Origin of the sequence: Sporosarcina sp. E16_3, assembly GCF_017347125.1 — a bacterium.
In the GTDB taxonomy this organism is placed as follows: Bacteria; Bacillota; Bacilli; order Bacillales_A; family Planococcaceae; genus Sporosarcina.
In genome coordinates, this window is the sequence record NZ_JADPRX010000038.1 from 18,356 (window position 1) to 37,467 (window position 19,112).

The 19,112-nt window shown below is 42.5% G+C and carries 19 protein-coding genes; 10 read left to right on the forward strand and 9 right to left on the reverse strand.

Features of this window, described 5'->3' with window-relative positions; all coding sequences use genetic code 11:
* Nucleotides 1–410: 410 nt before the first annotated feature.
* Nucleotides 411–1,403, reverse strand: a complete 993-nt coding sequence (lplA, locus tag I2483_RS16930) for a lipoate--protein ligase (protein ID WP_207278288.1) — start codon at nucleotides 1,401–1,403, stop codon at nucleotides 411–413.
* 356 nt (nucleotides 1,404–1,759) lie between these two features.
* Here lplA and yhfH (I2483_RS16935) point away from each other — a divergent pair, with 356 nt between their 5' ends.
* The 3 genes from yhfH (I2483_RS16935) to yhfH (I2483_RS16945) all read left to right on the forward strand — a co-directional run bounded on the left by yhfH (I2483_RS16935) (nucleotide 1,760) and on the right by yhfH (I2483_RS16945) (nucleotide 2,293).
* Entirely contained in the window at nucleotides 1,760–1,885 is a 126-nt protein-coding gene (gene yhfH / locus I2483_RS16935) for a protein YhfH (RefSeq protein WP_207278290.1), read from the forward strand.
* Between the two features lie 78 nt (nucleotides 1,886–1,963).
* A complete protein-coding gene (gene yhfH, locus I2483_RS16940; protein ID WP_186668996.1) occupies nucleotides 1,964–2,089 on the forward strand; it encodes a protein YhfH in 126 nt (41 codons plus the stop codon).
* Nucleotides 2,090–2,167: 78 nt separating this feature from the next.
* Nucleotides 2,168–2,293: a protein YhfH gene (gene yhfH / locus I2483_RS16945; RefSeq protein ID WP_186668993.1), complete on the forward strand. Its 126-nt coding sequence runs from the start codon at nucleotides 2,168–2,170 to the stop codon at nucleotides 2,291–2,293.
* Nucleotides 2,294–2,472: 179 nt separating this feature from the next.
* Here the strand turns inward: yhfH (I2483_RS16945) and hemY are convergent, their stop codons facing one another.
* Genes hemY through hemE form a run of 3 tightly spaced genes read right to left on the reverse strand, consistent with a single transcriptional unit; the run spans nucleotide 2,473 to nucleotide 5,928 of the window.
* Nucleotides 2,473–3,897, reverse strand: coding sequence for a protoporphyrinogen oxidase (gene hemY, locus I2483_RS16950; RefSeq protein WP_207278292.1), 1,425 nt, complete (start codon nucleotides 3,895–3,897; stop codon nucleotides 2,473–2,475).
* 27 nt (nucleotides 3,898–3,924) lie between these two features.
* Complete coding sequence (hemH, locus tag I2483_RS16955) at nucleotides 3,925–4,857, reverse strand: ferrochelatase (protein WP_207278294.1); 933 nt, start codon at nucleotides 4,855–4,857, stop codon at nucleotides 3,925–3,927.
* Between the two features lie 30 nt (nucleotides 4,858–4,887).
* On the reverse strand, nucleotides 4,888–5,928 hold the full coding sequence (gene hemE / locus I2483_RS16960) for a uroporphyrinogen decarboxylase (RefSeq protein ID WP_207278295.1): 1,041 nt from the start codon (nucleotides 5,926–5,928) through the stop codon (nucleotides 4,888–4,890).
* A gap of 214 nt (nucleotides 5,929–6,142) precedes the next feature.
* Between hemE and I2483_RS16965 the strand changes: the two genes are divergently transcribed.
* The 3 genes from I2483_RS16965 to I2483_RS16975 all read left to right on the forward strand — a co-directional run bounded on the left by I2483_RS16965 (nucleotide 6,143) and on the right by I2483_RS16975 (nucleotide 8,681).
* Nucleotides 6,143–6,652, forward strand: a complete 510-nt coding sequence (locus I2483_RS16965; RefSeq protein ID WP_207278297.1) for an antibiotic biosynthesis monooxygenase family protein — start codon at nucleotides 6,143–6,145, stop codon at nucleotides 6,650–6,652.
* Nucleotides 6,653–6,759: 107 nt separating this feature from the next.
* Nucleotides 6,760–7,926, forward strand: coding sequence for an amidohydrolase (locus tag I2483_RS16970; protein WP_275956175.1), 1,167 nt, complete (start codon nucleotides 6,760–6,762; stop codon nucleotides 7,924–7,926).
* Nucleotides 7,927–8,162: 236 nt separating this feature from the next.
* Nucleotides 8,163–8,681, forward strand: coding sequence for a competence protein ComK (locus I2483_RS16975; RefSeq protein WP_207278299.1), 519 nt, complete (start codon nucleotides 8,163–8,165; stop codon nucleotides 8,679–8,681).
* 1 nt (nucleotide 8,682) lies between these two features.
* Here the strand turns inward: I2483_RS16975 and I2483_RS16980 are convergent, their stop codons facing one another.
* The 4 genes from I2483_RS16980 to I2483_RS16995 all read right to left on the reverse strand — a co-directional run bounded on the left by I2483_RS16980 (nucleotide 8,683) and on the right by I2483_RS16995 (nucleotide 11,987).
* Complete coding sequence (locus I2483_RS16980; RefSeq protein ID WP_207278301.1) at nucleotides 8,683–9,042, reverse strand: YhjD family protein; 360 nt, start codon at nucleotides 9,040–9,042, stop codon at nucleotides 8,683–8,685.
* Nucleotides 9,043–9,258: 216 nt separating this feature from the next.
* Nucleotides 9,259–9,831 carry a YybH family protein gene (locus I2483_RS16985; RefSeq protein WP_207278303.1) on the reverse strand — a complete coding sequence of 191 codons (573 nt, stop codon included), beginning with the start codon at nucleotides 9,829–9,831 and terminating at the stop codon, nucleotides 9,259–9,261.
* A gap of 296 nt (nucleotides 9,832–10,127) precedes the next feature.
* The gene (locus tag I2483_RS16990) at nucleotides 10,128–10,808 is read right to left on the reverse strand and encodes a response regulator transcription factor (protein ID WP_067212111.1); all 681 of its coding nucleotides are present in this window, start codon (nucleotides 10,806–10,808) and stop codon (nucleotides 10,128–10,130) included.
* A 21-nt stretch (nucleotides 10,809–10,829) separates the two neighbouring features.
* Nucleotides 10,830–11,987: a sensor histidine kinase gene (locus I2483_RS16995; protein ID WP_207278305.1), complete on the reverse strand. Its 1,158-nt coding sequence runs from the start codon at nucleotides 11,985–11,987 to the stop codon at nucleotides 10,830–10,832.
* Nucleotides 11,988–12,144: 157 nt separating this feature from the next.
* Here I2483_RS16995 and I2483_RS17000 point away from each other — a divergent pair, with 157 nt between their 5' ends.
* Nucleotides 12,145–12,777, forward strand: a complete 633-nt coding sequence (locus I2483_RS17000) for a YigZ family protein (RefSeq protein ID WP_207278307.1) — start codon at nucleotides 12,145–12,147, stop codon at nucleotides 12,775–12,777.
* A 150-nt stretch (nucleotides 12,778–12,927) separates the two neighbouring features.
* Complete coding sequence (locus tag I2483_RS17005; protein ID WP_207278309.1) at nucleotides 12,928–13,983, forward strand: LCP family protein; 1,056 nt, start codon at nucleotides 12,928–12,930, stop codon at nucleotides 13,981–13,983.
* A 134-nt stretch (nucleotides 13,984–14,117) separates the two neighbouring features.
* Here I2483_RS17005 and I2483_RS17010 read toward each other — a convergent pair whose 3' ends face one another.
* Nucleotides 14,118–15,161 (reverse strand): glycosyltransferase family 4 protein, encoded by a 1,044-nt coding sequence (locus tag I2483_RS17010; RefSeq protein ID WP_207278310.1) that lies wholly within the window; start codon nucleotides 15,159–15,161, stop codon nucleotides 14,118–14,120.
* 416 nt (nucleotides 15,162–15,577) lie between these two features.
* On the opposite strand from I2483_RS17010, the gene secA2 reads away from it, so the two are divergent.
* On the forward strand, nucleotides 15,578–17,941 hold the full coding sequence (secA2, locus tag I2483_RS17015; protein ID WP_207278312.1) for an accessory Sec system translocase SecA2: 2,364 nt from the start codon (nucleotides 15,578–15,580) through the stop codon (nucleotides 17,939–17,941).
* The gene (locus I2483_RS17020) at nucleotides 17,938–18,840 is read left to right on the forward strand and encodes an accessory Sec system S-layer assembly protein (RefSeq protein ID WP_207278314.1); all 903 of its coding nucleotides are present in this window, start codon (nucleotides 17,938–17,940) and stop codon (nucleotides 18,838–18,840) included. Before secA2 ends, I2483_RS17020 begins: the two co-directional genes overlap by 4 nt.
* The last annotated feature ends 272 nt before the right edge of the window (nucleotides 18,841–19,112 follow it).

The window sequence follows — 19,112 nt, forward strand, 5'->3', positions numbered from 1 at the left end:
AAAACCTATTTCACTTTTATCTATTCGGTTCGCTTTGGACATAATGGTCACGTCAACTTTACCGGGTATTAAATGCGGCTGAAAGTGACTCCGTCACTTCCAGCCGCATTCTTTTCGGTAATCCTGTTGTGACTATCTGTCCGTCGCGTCCCTACAATGTTCAAGTGAAAAATGCAACTACTTTAAGAAATGATAGAATTACTACCTTTCCATAGGGGTTGCAAGTGCCCGAAGATGAAATTTCGGGCACTCTATCACTTTTAATAAAGTCTTCCTTGCCAATTTCTGCAAAGATTATATAAGTAACAGTGTGACGCTATATAGAATGTCTGCTGTTTCATTACAAAAGTAAGCAGTATTTTACTGGTTACTTTGGTTTGGTTAATCAACACATGTGACTCCTAATTTCATCAATAAATCAATTGAAGGAACTCTTCTTTCGTAATGCCGCCCAGGTACGTTGGAATATCAATCGATGCAAGTGCATCGCTTATTGCCTGCCTTTCATACTGGACGCCTTTCAAGCTTTCCTCGATAACTGCCACTTCGCCGACGCCGAAAAAGTCTCCGAAAATGTGGATGTCTTCCATAATCCCTTTTTTCACTTGGATATGAACATCAATGCCGCCAACTGGGAATCTGTGCGTGTGCTGCATATTGAACTTCGGTGATTTACCGTAGTTCCAATCCCAGTTGCCATACCGCTCCGCAGACAGCTCATGAATGTTTGTCCAATCTTCATCCGTCAACTCTAGATACTGAATTTTTTCTTCCCCGCCGAAAATCGACTTCAGAATTTCCATTCGGAACTGTTCAATTGTCATTGGGTCATTCAGGAATTCGGAAATATTCGCAACACGACTACGAATTGATTTAATGCCTTTTGACTCAATTTTATCTTTGCGTACTTTTAGTGCCGAAACTACGCGCTCGATTTCAGTGTCAAACATCAGCGTTCCATGGCTGAACATACGGCCATTCGTTGAAAACTGTGCGTTACCAGAAACTTTACGCCCTTCAACGAGAATGTCATTGCGTCCTAGTAACTCTGCTTTGACGCCCATTTCTGCCAGCGCCTGAACGACAGGCTCTGTCACTTTTTTAAAGTTGCGGAACGATTCGCCATCGTCTTTTGTTAGGAAACTGTAATTCAAGTTACCTAAATCATGGTAGACCGCGCCCCCGCCGGACAGACGTCGAACAACATGAATGCCGTTTGCTTCCACATATTCTGTATCAATCTCTTCAATCGTGTTCTGATTTTTACCGATGATGATAGAAGGTTCGTTGATATAGAACAGCAAAAATGAATCTTTGTCGATATCCATATTCTTGAGGACATATTCCTCTATCGCCAAGTTGATATGCGGATCCGTAATTCCTTTATTATCAATGAAATACATAGTTTATCGCTCCTCATTAATAGCTTCTCACCTATTTTATCATTTTTAAGGAGAGATGACCTCACTTCGCAACTTTCAGAATAAATAATTAAATGTATTGACATTTAACACACTGTTATAATACACTACTAATAACAGATTTAGTTGTAGTACAAAAAACCAAAAGCGCAAGCGCCTGTTCAGGGGCGACAGGCATAAGACGGGCTGGCGAAGCGGCGTTCTTTGCCGCACAGCCGGACCGACTTATGACCCAAGCCCCTAGGCGCTGAAGTCTGGACGTGTAATCTCTATGTTGCAACTTATCCACAGTTCGTGATTCTATAGTTTCCAAGCAACTATAAAGGGAGGTAAACAATATGATCGCAAATGTCATCGAGTTTTTCAAAAATCTACCTGCTAAAATTTGTACTTCATGCGGGAATCAAATCGACGAGCAACATGAATGCTACGGTAACAAATGTGACAACTGCAATATCTTGTGATTTTTTTTACAAACTCTGTACTATTACACTTATATAAATTTTTACAAAACTAATACAATTGAAAAGGGGAAATTAGCTATGATTGAAAATGTCATTGAGTTTTTTAAAAACCTGCCCGCTAAAGTTTGTGCGTCGTGTGGTAATGAAATCGAAGAACAACATGAGTGTTACGGCAATAAATGCGATGCCTGCAATATCGTATAACTATTTGCATATACTGTACTACCACAACGATAATAATTGACTTAGTACTAACACAAATAGGGAAGGGGAGAATGAGATATGCTTGAAAATGTCCTTGAGTTTTTCAAAAATTTACCTGCTAAAATTTGTACGGTATGCGGGAAAGAAATCGAAGAGCAGCATGAATGCTACGGCAACAAATGCGACGATTGCAATATCCTATAAAATAACAAAAACAGCCGCGGAGATAAACTCCTGCGGCTGTTTTTATCATTTCAATCAATTTCGCCTCGGCGTAATTGCGTCCAAATTTTGAATTACGCTTGCGTAATTAACTCCTTTCAAAATTTGTGACATCCGCCGGAGGCATAACTTGAATCAGCAGGAACTTCTGCTGATTCAAGTTAAAATAAATCTTCCAATACTTCTTTCACTGCCGCTCTCCCCTGATCAATACAATCGGGTAATCCGACACCATTATAAGATGCACCGGCGAGTTTTACTTGTGGGAACTTCGACTTAAGTTCCGCGCGGGCTGCTGCAATCCGCTGTTTGTGACCAACCCGGTATTGCGGCCGGTCTTTTTTAAAACGGGTAATAACCGTGAAATCTGGTTTCCCTGTTATATCCATGACTTTGCTTAGGTCAGCAAGAACAATTTTCTCAATTTCTGCATCGGGTAAGTCAACAATTGCTTCATCGCCTACGCGACCTACGAAAGCACGGATAAGCACTTTTCCATCCGGCGTTGTCGTGGGCCATTTTCGGTGCGTCCACGTGCACGCAGTAATCGAGTAATCGCTGCTTCTTGAGACAAGAAAACCTGTTCCTTCTTTGTCCTGAACAACATGTTCTTCCGGAAAAGCAAGTGCCACTGTTGCAACAGAAGTTGTCGGTATTTCTCTTAAGTCTTGCAATAATCCGTGTGGAGCGAACAAGCGACCCGCCATCTCATGCCCAGTTGTGAGTATAACTGCATCGGCTTCGATTTTACGGCCGTCATTCATTTCAAGTATCGTCTTTTCACCGGCCATTCCTGGCGCCTCGATTGCATCAATCCGGACACCTTTCATAACGGTACCTGGATCAAGTTGCTGCTCAATTGCTTCAACAACTGTTTCAAGCCCGTTACGGAACGTGTGGAAAACGCCTTCTTTCTTAGCGCCGTGTCCGTCTTTCTGTGGTACTTGTTTCGGTGTCGTTTTTTTCATCCCAAGAATCAGGCTTCGGTGTTTCTTTTCCACTGCGTAGAATTGTGGGAATGTCGACTCCAAACTCATGTGGTCAATATCACCTGCGTAAACGCCTGATAACAGCGGTTCAATCAGGTTCTCAACAACTTCCCCGCCAAAACGTCTGCGGAAAAACCCACCGAGTGACTGATCCCCCTTGATGTTTGAGCGCGGGAGGACGAAATCGCCTGCCGCACGCAATTTTCCAGCCAACGAAAACAGTCCCGTTTTCAGGAATGGACCAATTTCCGTTGGGATACCCATGACAGAACCGCCTGGAATCGGATGCAACTCGCCGCCGACAAGTACATATGCCTGCCCTGTCGCGTTTTTTTCAAGTTCTCCTTCGATTCCAAGGTCTTCCGCAAGAATTCCCATGCTTTTTTTCCGTATGAGAAATGAATCCGGACCACGCTCAATAATAAAACCGTTACGCCGGACTGTCTGGATTTTGCCCCCAAGTCGATTTGATGCCTCGACAAGGATGACGTCTAGAGGTAAACCTTTTTCACGCGCTTCCTTCTGCATATAAAATGCCGCGGAGAGGCCCGTTATCCCTCCGCCGACAATAACGACTTTCTTGTTTTGTCCGTTCATGTCCATCATCACTTTCTTTCAACCATATTAAGCTTCTTTCATCTTAGCAAATACCGCGTCCACCATCGCATCTACAAATAGCGGATCGATGTTCGGCATTGCCGGACGGTAGTAGGATGCGCCGATTTCATCACACACAACTTTGCACTCATAATCATTGTCAAATAACACTTCAAGATGATCGGAAACGAATCCGACTGGTGTATAGACAAATGTCTTATAGCCTTTGTCGTTATGCAAGTCGCGTGTCAAATCCTGAACATCGGGACCAAGCCATGGTTCAGGCGTTTGCCCTGCACTTTGCCAGCCTAGTTCATAGTTTTTTACGCCCGCAGCTGTTGCAATCAATTCAGCTGTTTCTTTCAACTGGTCTGGATATGGATCGCCACTCGCGATGATTTTTTCCGGCAATGAATGCGCTGAAACAATCAAACACGCTGTTGCTCTCTCTTCTTCGCTCATACTAGCGAATGTACCGCGTACTTTATCCGTCCAGTATTCAATAAACTTCGGCTGTTTGTACCAGCTTTCCACAGAAGTAACTGTGATACCATGCTTCTCCGCTTCTTCTTTTGCCCGTCCGTTATACGACTTAACAGAAAACGTTGAGAAATGTGGTGCAAGTACGATAGAGACTGCTTCTGTAATACCATCTTGATGCATTTTTTCTACTGCCTCTTCGATGAATGGCGTAATATGTTTTAATCCGATATAGACGGTGAATTCAATGTCGTCCTGCACTTCATTCAGACGGTTGCACAGTGCATTTGCCTGGTCTTCAGTTATTCTCGCAAGTGGAGAAATTCCGCCAATCGCCTCGTAGCGATTACGAAGGTCTTCCAATTGTTCGGGTGCTGGCGGACGACCGCGGCGGATATGCGTGTAATACGATTCAATATCCTCTTCCTTATTCGGAGTCCCGTAGGCCATCACTAAAAGTCCCATTTGTTTCTTTGTCATAACATTCACCTCTTTGTTTGGATCAGCACGTTATTTACGCAGCTGTGCACTATACTCATGTATAAATTCAGTTAGTTTTTTCAATGTTGCTGGTTTCACATCAGGGAACACACCATGGCCAAGGTTGAAGATATGATTGCCATGCTCTACGCCTTGCTCGATGATTACTTTCGCACGCTCTTTGATAATGCTCCAATCTGCAAGTAGCAATGCCGGGTCCAGATTCCCTTGGAGTGGCTTCGTTAGACCGCGTTCTCCTGCTTCCTTGATAGACAGGCGCCAGTCAAGACCAACAACGTCTACAGGCAGGTCATGCCATTCGTTTGCCAAGTGGCTTGCGCCGACACCGAATGTGATTAGTGGAACGTTCAATTTACGCAGTTCTGTGAAAATACGTGTCATAACTGGTTTGATGAAAATTCGGTAATCAGATACATTTAATGCCCCTACCCACGAATCAAAGATTTGAATTGCTTTCGCACCCGCATTAACTTGTGCAGTAATATACGTAATCGTCATATCTGCAAGTTTGTCCATAAGTGCGAACCATGCTTCAGGCTCAGATACCATGAATGATTTCGTCAAGTTGTAGCTTTTCGAAGGACCGCCTTCAATCATATAGCTCGCCAATGTGAACGGCGCTCCCGCAAAACCGATAAGCGGAACATTTAATTGTTCCTTCGTCAGAATTTTAATCGTTTCAAGAACGAAAGGAATATCGTCTTGTGGTGATAAATCGCCAAGATTATAGACATCTTGAACTGTACGGATTGGATTTGAGATAACAGGACCAATGCCCGCTTTTATTTTCACATCAATACCAATTCCCGGTAATGGTGTAACGATGTCTTTGTAAAGAATTGCCGCATCTACGTTGTATTGATCGACCGGAAGTTTTGTAACATATGCACAAAGTTCAGGCTGGTGCGTAATTTCTTCAAGCGAGTATTTCTCCTTGATTTTCAGGTATTCCGGTTGTGAACGTCCTGCCTGCCTCATGTACCAAGCCGGTGTATGTTCAATTTTCTCGCCTCTTGCAGCGCGTAGAAGTGTATCGTTGAATTTTGTCATTTAGTCTATTCCCACTTTCTTAATTAACTATTTCCGTGTTACATATCCGTACTCAATATAGACGTTTCCCCTTGTAAAGTATAGCTTTTAGCCCAGTTGTTCATACAATTGTGCTTACTTCTTACTTTTACCGCCATCATTTTGTCAAAGTTTGTTTTAAGTTCTCAAATAGGGGAAACTAGATAGATAAGAACTAATAGGAGGTTTTTTGAAAATGACTATTTATATGACATCAGGCACACCCGAATTTATGGAGAATTTAAAAGAAAAATATGCGTCAGAAGGTTTGATTGCGATGCATGGTCAGGGTAATTCTCTTTTATTGCATGAAACAACAGGTAAAACAGTGTTTCAAACACCGCGCCGTTATGAAGTCGTTAGTTCTTCTGGAGCACTTCAAAAAAATGGCTATTTCGTTTTCAACAATATTCCTGTCACGGATGAAGGGCGCCCCGTTTTTGAGCATAGCTTTACAGATCGTGCGGGGGCAATTGAATCTGAACTCGGATTCATCGCATTCCGTTTGCTTCGTCCTCTCGATTCAGACACGTATATCGTCCTGACAGAATGGTCTGAAAGCACCTACTACGCAAGATGGAAAAACTCATCTTCTTTTGATAAGGCTCACCCCTTAAACAGTGCAGACGCAGGTATTGACAATACGCTACATATTTTCTCGAGTGCTCCTTATGTAACGACTTATACAACTAGAGATAAAAAGTGAAACACATGACCCGAACCACGGGTTGCGTTTGATTGTCCCCTATCGAATGTTTGCTATAATAGAAGTAGCAACATTCAAATTAGTCAAATCTTAGGGGGTACAGTCCATTGAAAGCACAATTGTATGAAAAGCTTGATAGCGCTTATGAGGATATGGTCGTTATTCGCCGCCATCTTCACATGAATCCTGAATTATCTTTTAAAGAAGAAAAGACTGCGCAATATATACATGATTTCTACGCCGATCTTGGAATCGAAGTACGTAAAGGGGTTGGCGGCAACGGTGTCGTTGCAAGGGTTAAAGGTGGAAGACCTGGTAAGACGGTTGCACTGCGTGCCGATTTCGATGCGCTGCCGATTCAAGATGAAAAGGATGTAGCGTATAAATCGACCGTCCCTGGCGTCATGCACGCTTGCGGTCACGATGGACACACAGCTACACTACTTCAGCTCGCAAAAGCTATTCATGAATTACATGAAGACCTTGCCGGCGAATATGTCTTCATCCACCAACATGCAGAAGAATTTGCTCCAGGCGGTGCAATTTCCATGATTGAAGACGGTTGCCTTGACGGAGTCGATGTCATTTTTGGAACGCATCTATGGTCTTTGACATCTTCAGGTACAATCGAATATTTGGCCGGCCCTGTTATGGCAGCGGCAGACCGTTTTGACATTAAAATTCAAGGCGCTGGCGGTCACGGTGCCGCTCCACATCAAACGAAAGACGCCATCGTTATCGGCGCACAGCTCGTTATGAATTTACAGCAACTTGTGTCCCGGCGCGTTAATCCAATTGAATCTGCAGTGTTATCCATCGGTTCTTTCGTTGCACAAAATGCATTCAATGTCATCGCCGATTCGGCAAAATTGGGCGGTACGGTACGGACATTTAACCCGGATATTCGTCACCTGATGGAACGTGAAATGAAACGCGTTATAGACGGAACTGCACTTGCAAATGACTGTACAATCGATTTCGAATACGTACGAGGCTACCCAGCTGTTGTCAATCACGGAGCCGAAACAGAATTTCTGAAGACCGTGGCAGAGGATATTCCCGGCGTAGAATTAGTCGTAGAATCTACACCACAAATGGGCGGCGAAGATTTTGCCTACTACTTAGAAAAAGTACCGGGCACATTTTTCTTCACGGGGGCAAAACCCGACAATCCCTATCCACACCATCACCCAAAATTCGACATCGATGAAAATGCAATGCTTCTCGCCGCGAAAACACTTGGCGCTGCAGCTATCGATTTCCAAAACCTATAAAACGAAGGCCTTCTCTCTTAAATTCTTAGAGAGAAGGCCTTTTTGTGCACCGTTTATACGTAACCCTGCCCACTTGGAAAACGCCTAATTTCATACAACAAACTTACATTTTAAGTGTGAAAATTGCATCATTAGACAAAATAGTACAAATAGTTTAATTAAATGATTGCTTTTTAAATTTTCTGATTTATACTAGGACTTATGCAACAAAAATAACTATAAAGGGGTGCAGTTAATTGGATAAAAAGAGACGGATAGGAAGTTATATTGTGTCTTTCGATACTTTTTTGTTACTACCTGTTGTCAAAGGAAATAAAATATCAACGCGCGTAATCGAACGAAACGGTGAATTGAACGTCCCACGAAAACCCATTCATATCGTTAAAAAGTCTTGTAATTATTACGGCGGTTCTTTACAAAATTCGACGAATACAGCAAAATTAGCAATTGGAAAACGCCATAAAACGCCTATAATTATAGCTCATGATTTCGGAGTACCTTATATCTTTCTACCCACAATGTCACCGAATTCCGAACAGAATTCCTGGGTTTCATACAGTGCAATTGATAATATAGAGCCAGATAATCTGGGCTGTACTCTCTACTTAGAAAATGGGCTTACCCTCAAGTTCGATATTTCGGCTACAACAATGTTTCGCCAATTTGCAGTCGCTACTCTTCTCGAAAAAAACTTTTTGAAAAAACAAAGACAGTTGAACAGGCCATCCAATTTCGACTTTCCCGATGAGGATTGACTTAACTTTCGATCATGGCGAAGTAAATGTTTAACAGTTCTTCCGTCCGATTACGTAGGCGCACGTTCAAATAACGTCTGTGGTCCTTATAATCCCCGTGTACGAAAACATACTCGGTGAAGGTGGCGTCTGTCTTGTTACGTACAACTTTCATATTATGACGACGTAAGTAGATGGTGGTTTCCCTAAGTTCGGCACGCGCGGCCCTTGTTGCTTCATCAACAAGTTTGACATAAGGTCCTTTCAGTTTGAATGGACCTTTTTCAAATGAATCCCGATCTTTTTCCAATATTATAAGAAGCATCGGCAAATAAATCATATTTTCAAAATGCGGCAATGCCTCTGCGGGTATTAAAAGCATTTTAACCGTCCCTTCCTTCTAAATCAGAACATTAGTTCCTATACTTATTGTATGCCCATATCATCGAGAAAACAACCTTATAATTTTTGGAAGTTTGGTGTATATTAGGAAATCCGTACGACAGCCTCGAAAAAGCCACGAAATGCTAGTACCACTTTGGAAAAAACACACAAAAAAGACCCTCAGCTGAGAAGCCAAGAGTCTTACATCTATTTATTATTGTGCCTTATCTTCAATTTGATGCACGGATGCTAATTTCCACTGGCCATCTTCTTTCGCGAAAACGGTCACCTGTCTGCCTCTCGGATTCGTTTCGAGTCCGTTCGACAGTAGTTTCATCGCTGTTTTTACATTCGCAAATACATGGGTTTCGTCCTTACTGTATTTTACGATTGTGACATCGGAAGCTTGAAGATTGACATCGTAAGTGCTGAACACTTCTTCCATATAGGAACGCTCCTCTGCCTTATCAAAGCTTTCAGTACTGTCCGATAGCATGTCGATATAGCTCTCGATATCTTTTTTATTGAATGTATCTATATAATTCTTAAAAGCAGCTAAAATTTGCTCTTTCTCTTCAGCTGGAACACCAGACGCTTCTTCTATTGCTCCTCCCTCCAAGCTAAAGCCTACTTTTTTGTCATCCACGCCATGATCAATTGCACCGTTTTCATTCATAGCCTCGCCATCATCAACCGAGCCGCTACCATTCAATTTCTCTGCATCGCTACTACATGCGCCAAGTAGCAGAAGAATCGACATACTTATAGGAACAAACAACTTTTTCATCTTTTTTCCTCCTGAATAGGTAAAAAGGCCGCTCCAACTGGATGGCCTTTCTCCTTTTTTTTAGAAAAGCGTAAGGCGCCGTTAAGCCCCGACAGGTATAAGACGATTTGCGAGGAGGCGTACTTCAGCCCCCACAGCGAAACGACTTTCAAGGAACCTAGCCTAAGTACGCCGCGTCCTGCGGCAACGGCTACGTGACCCACATCCTGTGGGCCTCCGAGGGGTTGGCGCCTGGAGCCTAGACATCATTCTAAGTTGGAAAACTTATACTTGCTTATTTCCCAACAAAGTACGATTTACTTTACTTCGACCCAACCATTTTTAATAGCAGTTACAACTGCTTGTGTCCGGTCATTTACAGCCATTTTTTGCAAAATACTTGAAACGTGGTTTTTAACCGTCTTTTCGGAAATGAATAGCGTTTCTCCGATTGTCCGGTTGCTTTGCCCATCCGTCAACAGTTGTAGTACTTCACACTCACGTTTTGTCAACAAGTGGAATGGTCGACGGATATCATTTTGTTGGAATGACCCCTTATGTTCCCGTTCACTCAATCTGCGGAATTCAGTAACAAGGTTATGTGTTACTTTCGGATGAAGATAAGAACCGCCCATCTCAACGACCTTAATCGCTTGAACGATTGCATCTGCATCCATCTCTTTCAGCATATAGCCAAGTGCACCCGTTTTCAGTGCATGCGATACATACGACTCGTCATCATGAATCGACAACATAATTACCTTCGCATTAGGAAACTCTTTGACAAGATTCTCAGTCGCATCGACACCATTCATACGTGGCATATTAATATCCATAAGAACAACATCGGGTTCGCACTGTCTATACAGTTCATTTACTTCACTACCGTCATCACCTTCAGCAACAACTTCAAAAGAATCTTCAAAATCAAGGATTCTCTTTACCCCTTCACGGAATAATTGGTGATCATCTACAATTAATATTTTCGTAACAGTCATAGTCATTTCCTCCCCATCTATCTAGCCTTCAATTATTTCACTCCGAAGTGGAATCTGGAAATGGATTATCGTACCATTGCCGGGCGTTGAGGTGATTTTCATATCGCCTTTTAATAAATCGATTCGTTCCCGCATTCCAATCAAACCAAACGACTTATCTTTCACTTCACTTTGGTGGAATCCTTGTCCATTATCTTTAATGATAATATTCATTATATCGTGAAGCCACTCAGTTTTCACCCAAATGTCCTTCGATTTCCCATGTTTCAGTGCATTTGATACAGATTCTTGTACAAGTCTGAAGACCGATACCTCAAAATTCGTTTGAAAACGCTGCTCTTGTCCACTATTTTGAAAGTGAATTTCAACACCTTTTTCATATTCTTCAATTGTCGACAAATACTTTCTCAATGTCGGAATCAGGCCAAGATCGTCAAGCGCCATAGGTCGAAGATCATAAATGATACGCCGGACTTCATAAAGCGCATTTCTCACCATCACTTTTAGATCTGCTAGTTCATCCAATGCAGGTTTAGGGCCTTTTTCTACAAAAATCTTTTCAATCAATCCAGTACGGATCATCACATTCGCCAACATTTGCGCTGGCCCATCATGAATGTCACGGGAAAGCCTTTTACGCTCCTCTTCCTGTGCCTGAATAATTCTGATGCTGAAATCCTGCTTGTGTCTTGCAGTTTCAAGTGCTTCCCCCACATTTTTCAAATCGGATGTCAAATAATTAATAACGGTCGCCACTTGATTAACAAGCTGATCCGCCCTTTCAATTGTATCAAGTAGCGCTGCAAGGCGTCTGTCTAAATCATCCCGACGGGCACGTAGCTGTTTCTCTTCCATCTGCTTAATGGATAAGCGGACATGTAGATCATTCGCAACTTCGTAGGCCTGTCTCACTTGTTCCTCTGAGTAATTCATGAAGCTCTTCGAGACTTCAGCGAGGCGTTTGCGTGAATGGCTAGTCATACTTTCCAAATAGTCACCTTCGGTTATTGCCTGGGAAATATCAATTTTGACCGTTGCAAGCTCTTTTTTCATATCATCAAAGCTTTGACGGCTTTGTTCGCTTATAATAAAGATATCGTTCTTTGAGTGATCCATAGCACGGACCATACTATTGAAGATTGTTTCAAGCGTTTGGATATCAACTATATTTTCCTTCAATTTAAGTTCCCTCCCGCCTACAGCCTGAAAAACTACATATATACTTAAGTAAGGAGTGTCACAGGAATACTGATTTCTCGTAACACTTCATTACAGTATAGCATCATAGAAGCAAATGGATATTAAGATTGTATTACAAGTGATGGAGGTGCCGCAAATGCGAGCAAATTATTTTACAGTTAAAGAGTACGGAGAAAGTGAATTGATCATCCAAAAGTCAAGGTTTATCACCTATGTGTTGCGCGCAGAAACAGAAGTTGAAGCTCTTGAGTTCATTCAAGAAATCAAGAAAAAGCATCATAATGCCAACCACAACTGTTCTGCCTATATGATTGGTGAGCACGATACTATCCAAAAAGCGAATGATGATGGTGAACCAACGGGTACGGCTGGAGTGCCAATGCTCGAGGTCTTGAAAAAGCAAGGGTTGAAAGATACAGTCGTCGTTGTGACGCGCTATTTTGGGGGTATCAAACTCGGGAGCGGTGGATTAATCCGTGCGTATGGCCGCGCGACGTCTGAGGGCATTACAGCTACAGGCACTGTCGAAAGAAAACTGCATCATTTGATGAAAATAACAATTGATTACACATGGCTGGGAAAAGTCGAAAACGAGATAAGGCAGTCCACTTATCCACTAAAAGAAATTTCCTATGCGGACGGCGTCAACTTATTCGTATACGTTCCAGTGGCAGAAGCGAATGTTTTCACTGCTTGGATGGCTGAACTGACGAATGGACAGGCGGGAATTGTGTCGACTTCTAGCGAATTTCTCGAGTTCGACAACTAACTAAAAAAATAGTATAATAGAAAAGATCGTGGGAATTTGTGACATGAAACCTTGTGATCCATTATTCTATTTCTACCCTTTAGCTAAATTTGTCAATTATATGATCTACTATGGATAAGCTTACATAGTCGATTCTGGAGGAACTGAAAAATGAAAAGAAAAGACTATAAAAAGAGAAACAAATCGTTTAGGAAACGCTTAGCCATAAAAGTTGCGCTTATTCTCACTCTGTCCCTTTTCCTTGTTGTAGCGGCATACGCTGCTTCACTACAGAAAAAAGCAGAAAGTATGGCGGTTAGTGCATATGAAGCCGTCCCTGATCGGCCAAAATCTGAAATACGCGAAGTAAAAGTCGAGCCAGCAAACGACAACGTTTCAATCCTATTCATCGGTGTCGACGACAGTGAAGCGCGCCACCAAGGGGATAGCAACAGCCGGTCGGATGCACTTCTACTTGCTACATTGAATCCGGCGAATAAATCTGTGAAACTGGTTAGTATTCCGCGTGATTCATACGCTTATATTCCAGAAGTCGGGTACGATGATAAAATCACCCATGCTCATGCATTCGGCGGAACCCGTGCAACAATCGAAACAGTTGAAGAGTTATTTGAGATCCCAGTCGACTATTATGTGAAGATGAATTTCAATGCATTCATTGATGTTGTTGATGCAATTGACGGAATAGACGTTGAGGTTCCATACGACCGAACAGAAAAAGACGAAAATGATAAATATACGATTCATCTAAAAAAAGGTCCGCAACATCTTGATGGCAAACATGCCCTTGCGCTTGCACGGACGCGTAAACTTGATACAGACGTCGAACGCGGAAAACGTCAGCAAATGATTTTACAAGCAATCATGAAAGAAGCCGTTTCAGTAAAATCAGTAACGAAGTACGGTGATGTTATTGAGGCAGTTGGCGACAATATGAAAACCGACATGACGTTCGATGAAATGAAATCGTTCTTGGAATATGTAAAAGGCGGTATGCCACAAGTCGATACACTTAGTTTGAAGGGTTACGACGACATGTCTACTGGTATTTATTACTGGAAACTCGATAAAACATATTTAGCTGAAGTGAAGAACATATTGAAAGCACATCTCGGTCTCATCCCTGACTCGTCCAGTCTGACTGACAGTGGTTCGACCATAAATGGGTCAACAGAAGAAGCTTTAGAAGATAGTGTTACTAACTGATACCGAAAGAACCAGGCTAAAGATAGCTGGTTCTTTTTTCTTTGCGCACATAATAAAATAAAAAATGGCCATGCTACCTTAATGAAAAGGTGCATGGCCATTTTTTCTTAGTGTCTAGTGTTCAAACAGCTGTGTTACTTCCCAATCATCCGCACAAGATTTAACAACGGCCGATAGTTTGTACCGGCAAGACCAATTACTTCAACGAAGAGTTCAATCGCGATGAGCATGACGACAATGAGCAGAATTGCTCCCCATACTGTCGCTTGAGAGAACAGCACAGCTGCAACTCCAAACAGAATTGCAAGCCCATATATGATCAAGACTGTCTGCCTGTGTGAAAAACCGCTACGAAGTAAGCAATGGTGTAAATGTGATTTATCCGGTGCCATAATCGGCTGTTTCGTCCGTATACGGCGAACAATTGCGAAGAACGTATCAGAAATTGGAATACCCAATATAATAACTGGGATAATCAGTGAAACGACAGCAACGTTCTTAAATCCTAATAATGCAAGTACCGAAATCATAAAGCCCAGGAACAAGGATCCCGTGTCTCCCATAAAGATTTTTGCCGGATGGAAATTGTAAAACAGGAAGCCCAGTGAGCTTGCCGCAAGAATCGAAGCTGTTGCAACAACGAATACATTGCCCATTATCATCGCCATAACAGCAATTGTAATGAGTGCAATCGTCGAAACACCTGCTGCAAGTCCATCCAATCCATCTATAAGATTTATAGCATTTGTAATGCCGATAATCCAAATAATTGTAATTGGAATACTTAAGTAACCAAAATCAAATTCCCCAATAAACGGTAAATTAATAACTTCAATGTGTAAACCGCCCCATACGACAACGACGACAGCCGCAGCCAATTGACCAGCAAGTTTAGCTTTCGCAGTAATTTCAAGCATATCATCAAGAAACCCCATGACGATGATGATAACAGCACCAACAAGTATCCCAGCAGCGTGTTCATCTGTCGGAAGTAATATCGCATAGCCGATTAGAAAAGCACCAAATATTGCAAGACCGCCGATTCGCGGCATAACAGACGCATGTACTTTCCGGTAATTCGGTTTATCGACCGCTCCAATCCGGAATGCCAATTTAATGACGAGTGGAGTAAGTAAGATGGAAGCTAGTAATGCAGCAGCCATTGCAAGGAATAACATGTCCTTCCTCCCTATAGTAAATCGCTAATTTATCATACCAACAGTATCATAGCATATTTAAACAAGTAAAGCACTTTACTAGAAAACTCTATAGTATTGTTTCTTCCAATTTCGTTGCTTAGGGTATTATAAAATATCGTGCTGTGGGTCCCTCGAAAAGGGGTGTTTCACATCTAGATTCCAGCTCCTAGTGACTCGAATACCCTCAGAATGTGGCGCAATTAGGTTATATTCATTTGTAGCAGACGCTTCCGCTTTTGTTTATCTTATCTTTCCCCTCCATTCCCCTTGCTATCCCTCGACCTTGTCTATCCTTATCTTTGTAGATTTCTAGCTCAAGGTAGTCATTTTCCATTCTTTTTGGTAAAATGGGGACGGGTCCTTTAAAGGGATCGGAAAAAAGGAGCGTTCATCCAATGCTATCACTATTCAAACGTTCAAATCAGACGAACGAGAGACAACTTCGAAAATACCGAAAGATTGTCCTTCAAATAAATAAATTAGAAGCTACATACGAACCAATGTCAGACGAACAGCTAACAAGTATGACTGATATATTTAAGGAGAGAGTCCAATCTGGAGAAAAGATCCAATCTATTATTCCAGACGCTTTTGCTGTTGTTCGTGAAGCATCCAAGCGAATCCTTGGCATGCGACATTTCGATGTTCAGCTTATTGGTGGCCTTGTTTTAACAGAAGGAAACATTGCTGAAATGCCGACAGGTGAAGGTAAAACGCTAGTCGCTTCACTGCCTTCGTATGTACGCGCTCTTGAAGGAAAAGGTGTCCACGTTATAACAGTGAACGACTATCTTGCGAAGCGTGACTATGAACAAATTGGTCAAATCCATCGTTTCCTCGGCCTTACAGTCGGGTTGAATGTACCGATGATGCAAGGTCCCGCAAAACAAGCTGCTTACAATGCGGATATTACGTACGGCGTGGGGACTGAATTCGGTTTCGACTATTTACGTGATAATATGGCGCAGCAAGTGGCACAAAAAGTTCAACGTCCCTACCATTTCGCAATCATCGATGAAGTTGACAGTATTCTTGTTGATGAAGCAAAAACACCATTAATCGTTGCTGGTAAAATGCAAGCGGACGCAGATCTTCATCATATTGCTGCGCGTCTTGCAAAACGTTTCAAAAAAGGGGTCGATTTCGACTTTGATGATGAAACAAAAGCGACTTCCCTTACCGATACTGGAATCGGCAAAGTAGAAAAAGCGTTTGGCATCGACAATTTATATGAATTGGAGCACCAAACACTTTATCATTATATGATTCAATCATTACGTGCACATGTCATCTTCGAACGTGATGTTGACTACATCGTAAAAGAAGAGAAAATTGAACTCGTCGATATGTTCACGGGTCGAATTATGGAAGGACGCACACTTTCCGATGGTTTACACCAGGCGATTGAAGCAAAAGAAGGACTACCAATCACTGAGGAAAATAAAGCGCAAGCACAAATTACAATCCAAAACTACTTCCGTATGTATAAAGAATTGTGCGGAATGACTGGTACGGCTAAAACACAGGAGAAAGAATTCCGCGAAGTGTACGGAATGGAAGTTATCCAAATCCCAACAAATCGTCCGCGTGCACGTATCGATTCACCTGACCAAGTATACAAAACGATTGATCAGAAATATAAGGCGATGGCGAAAGAAGTCGCTAAGCGTCATAAAAAAGGACAACCCGTCCTTGTTGGCACGACATCCATTTTACAATCTGAAAAAGTAGTGGCGTATTTAGATGAATACAAACTTACTTACAACTTATTGAACGCTAAAAGTGTCGAACAGGAAGTTGATCTTATTTCCCTTGCAGGACAACTCGGTCAAATTACAGTCGCGACAAACATGGCTGGACGTGGAACTGATATCGTTCTAGGTGAAAAGGTTGAAGAAATTGGTGGACTTTTCGTACTTGGAACAGAGAAGCACGAAAGCCGTCGTATTGACAACCAGCTACGGGGACGTTCTGGAAGACAAGGTGACCACGGTGAGAGTCACTTCTTCCTCTCTCTTGAAGATGATATGTTCAAGAGATTTGCTAAAGAAGAGCTTGAAAAGTTCCTCAAAAAAGTAAAAACGAATGAAGAAGGACTTGTACAGAATCCAGATGTGGATGAACTGACAGAACGGACACAGCGCATTGTAGAGGGCGCCCACTATTCAATGCGCGAATACAACTTAAAACTCGACGACGTCATCAATGACCAGCGTGAAGTCATCTATACGCTTCGTAATACTGTCCTGGAACGAGAAGGTATCCTTGAACAATTAAAATCGATGCTTTCCGAGACAGTAGAATTTGTCGTTTTCGATAGTTGTCCGGATGAAGAAACTCCAAACAATTGGGATTTCGAACGAATCGAACGCACAATGAACAGTCTGCTATTGGAACCTGTCGCAATTCCGCCGACGCTTGAAAAGACGGCTGACATTCTAAAACTGTATGATGCTCCACTTAATGACTTACTTAGCTTCATAGATTCATTCGCAGACAACGAACAGATCAATCAGATGATTCCACAGGTGATGTTGTCCCATATTGACGCGATGTGGGTCAAGCACTTGGAAGTTATGACACGCTTAAAAGAAGGTATTGGACTTCGTTCATATGGACAAGAGGATCCAATGCGGATTTATCAGCGTGAAGGTCTCGAGTTGTTCGGGCGTCATTATCAAAAATTACGTCGAAGCATCGCATCTGAAGTTATTAGCTTTATGAAATTGATTACACAACAACAGGAGGCACAACAATGAAACTGTTCCCTTTTTTCAAGAAGACCCAAAAGACAGGATCAGATAGTACAATCGGTTCCGAAGAAATTATTGACGGTGTAAATGCGTCAACAAATACAGATGAGGTCGAAACTACGCTCTCTCTTCACCCGGAATGGAATGTTCCTCAGGAGCAGGAGTACGTTTTCCGCTTCCTTTCAAATGAGCTTGAACCACTTAAACCAAACCAAATCTCCCTTTCAGGCATCGACATCGACGTTGAACCTGCAAATGGCAGCTGGCTCGTTAAAGCATTTTTCCGTTCTTCTTTAGACCAACAGATTTCAGTTGGCTCAGTCGAACTGATGTTGCTTGATGAGGAAGGAAAAACACTCGCTTCCGATGAATTCGATTTGAAAGAGCTTGGCGAAATTCCGGCCCGTAGCGCAAGACCTTGGGTATTCGTTTTCACAAAAGACAATATCTTTGCAGAACAGCCACCTACCGAAAACTGGAAACTTGCATTTAACGTCCAATCGATGGTGCCACACAAACTAGAATTAGAGCAAACATGGGAAGACGGTTTAACGGAAGAGCAAAAGGATGGACTTACAAAAGTCGTCGAAGGGCTTCCAAAACTGAAACCGCGTGAAGTAAATATTAGCGGATTCCAAGTAAAACAACAGGATGACGGCGGTATCGCAGCGTCTGTATTCATCCGTAATGGTCACTCGAAACAAATCAACATCGAGAAGCTTCCACTAGAACTACTTGATGCATCTGGCGATCTAGTTGCTAGCGGGTCATTCGCCCTAGCCCCACTTTCTGTGAAAGCCAACACTTCAAAACCATGGACGTTCATCTATCCAAAAGAATTGATCCAAAAAGATGAGCCAGACTTATCTCGCTGGACAGTTCGTGTACCACAACAAAACGCGTAATAAGAAAAGCGGAAGCGCCTGTTCAGCCCCGAAATGCGCTGGAAGGCTTGGGGATAAAGGCGTCTTTTTGCCTTTATCAGCAAGACTGAAGCGACTTGAGGGGCTAGGCGCTGGAGTCTAGACGTAAAGAAAAGCGCAAGGCGCCTGTTCTAAATGAACGCAGCCTAAATGCGCCACTTCCTGTGGCAACAGCTGCATGACCTACATCCTGTAGGCCCGCGACAGGCATAAGTCGATCCAGCGACGTGGCGCTCTTTGCCACATAGCTGGAT

Bases quoted from the DNA above. Each gene is read 5' to 3' on its own strand.
- hemE (WP_207278295.1), bottom strand. From the start codon at position 5,928: ATGACAAAATTCAACGATACACTTCTACGCGCTGCAAGAGGCGAGAAA.
- yhfH (WP_186668993.1), top strand. From the start codon at position 2,168: ATGCTTGAAAATGTCCTTGAGTTTTTCAAAAATTTACCTGCTAAAATT.
- lplA (WP_207278288.1), bottom strand. From the start codon at position 1,403: ATGTATTTCATTGATAATAAAGGAATTACGGATCCGCATATCAACTTG.
- I2483_RS17010 (WP_207278310.1), bottom strand. From the start codon at position 15,161: ATGTTATTCCTTGCAATGGCTGCTGCATTACTAGCTTCCATCTTACTT.
- I2483_RS16980 (WP_207278301.1), bottom strand. From the start codon at position 9,042: ATGCTTTTAATACCCGCAGAGGCATTGCCGCATTTTGAAAATATGATT.
- I2483_RS16990 (WP_067212111.1), bottom strand. From the start codon at position 10,808: ATGACTGTTACGAAAATATTAATTGTAGATGATCACCAATTATTCCGT.
- I2483_RS16985 (WP_207278303.1), bottom strand. From the start codon at position 9,831: ATGAAAAAGTTGTTTGTTCCTATAAGTATGTCGATTCTTCTGCTACTT.
- hemH (WP_207278294.1), bottom strand. From the start codon at position 4,857: ATGACAAAGAAACAAATGGGACTTTTAGTGATGGCCTACGGGACTCCG.
- I2483_RS17005 (WP_207278309.1), top strand. From the start codon at position 12,928: ATGAAAAGAAAAGACTATAAAAAGAGAAACAAATCGTTTAGGAAACGC.
- I2483_RS16965 (WP_207278297.1), top strand. From the start codon at position 6,143: ATGACTATTTATATGACATCAGGCACACCCGAATTTATGGAGAATTTA.
- secA2 (WP_207278312.1), top strand. From the start codon at position 15,578: ATGCTATCACTATTCAAACGTTCAAATCAGACGAACGAGAGACAACTT.
- hemY (WP_207278292.1), bottom strand. From the start codon at position 3,897: ATGAACGGACAAAACAAGAAAGTCGTTATTGTCGGCGGAGGGATAACG.
- yhfH (WP_186668996.1), top strand. From the start codon at position 1,964: ATGATTGAAAATGTCATTGAGTTTTTTAAAAACCTGCCCGCTAAAGTT.
- I2483_RS17020 (WP_207278314.1), top strand. From the start codon at position 17,938: ATGAAACTGTTCCCTTTTTTCAAGAAGACCCAAAAGACAGGATCAGAT.
- yhfH (WP_207278290.1), top strand. From the start codon at position 1,760: ATGATCGCAAATGTCATCGAGTTTTTCAAAAATCTACCTGCTAAAATT.
- I2483_RS17000 (WP_207278307.1), top strand. From the start codon at position 12,145: ATGCGAGCAAATTATTTTACAGTTAAAGAGTACGGAGAAAGTGAATTG.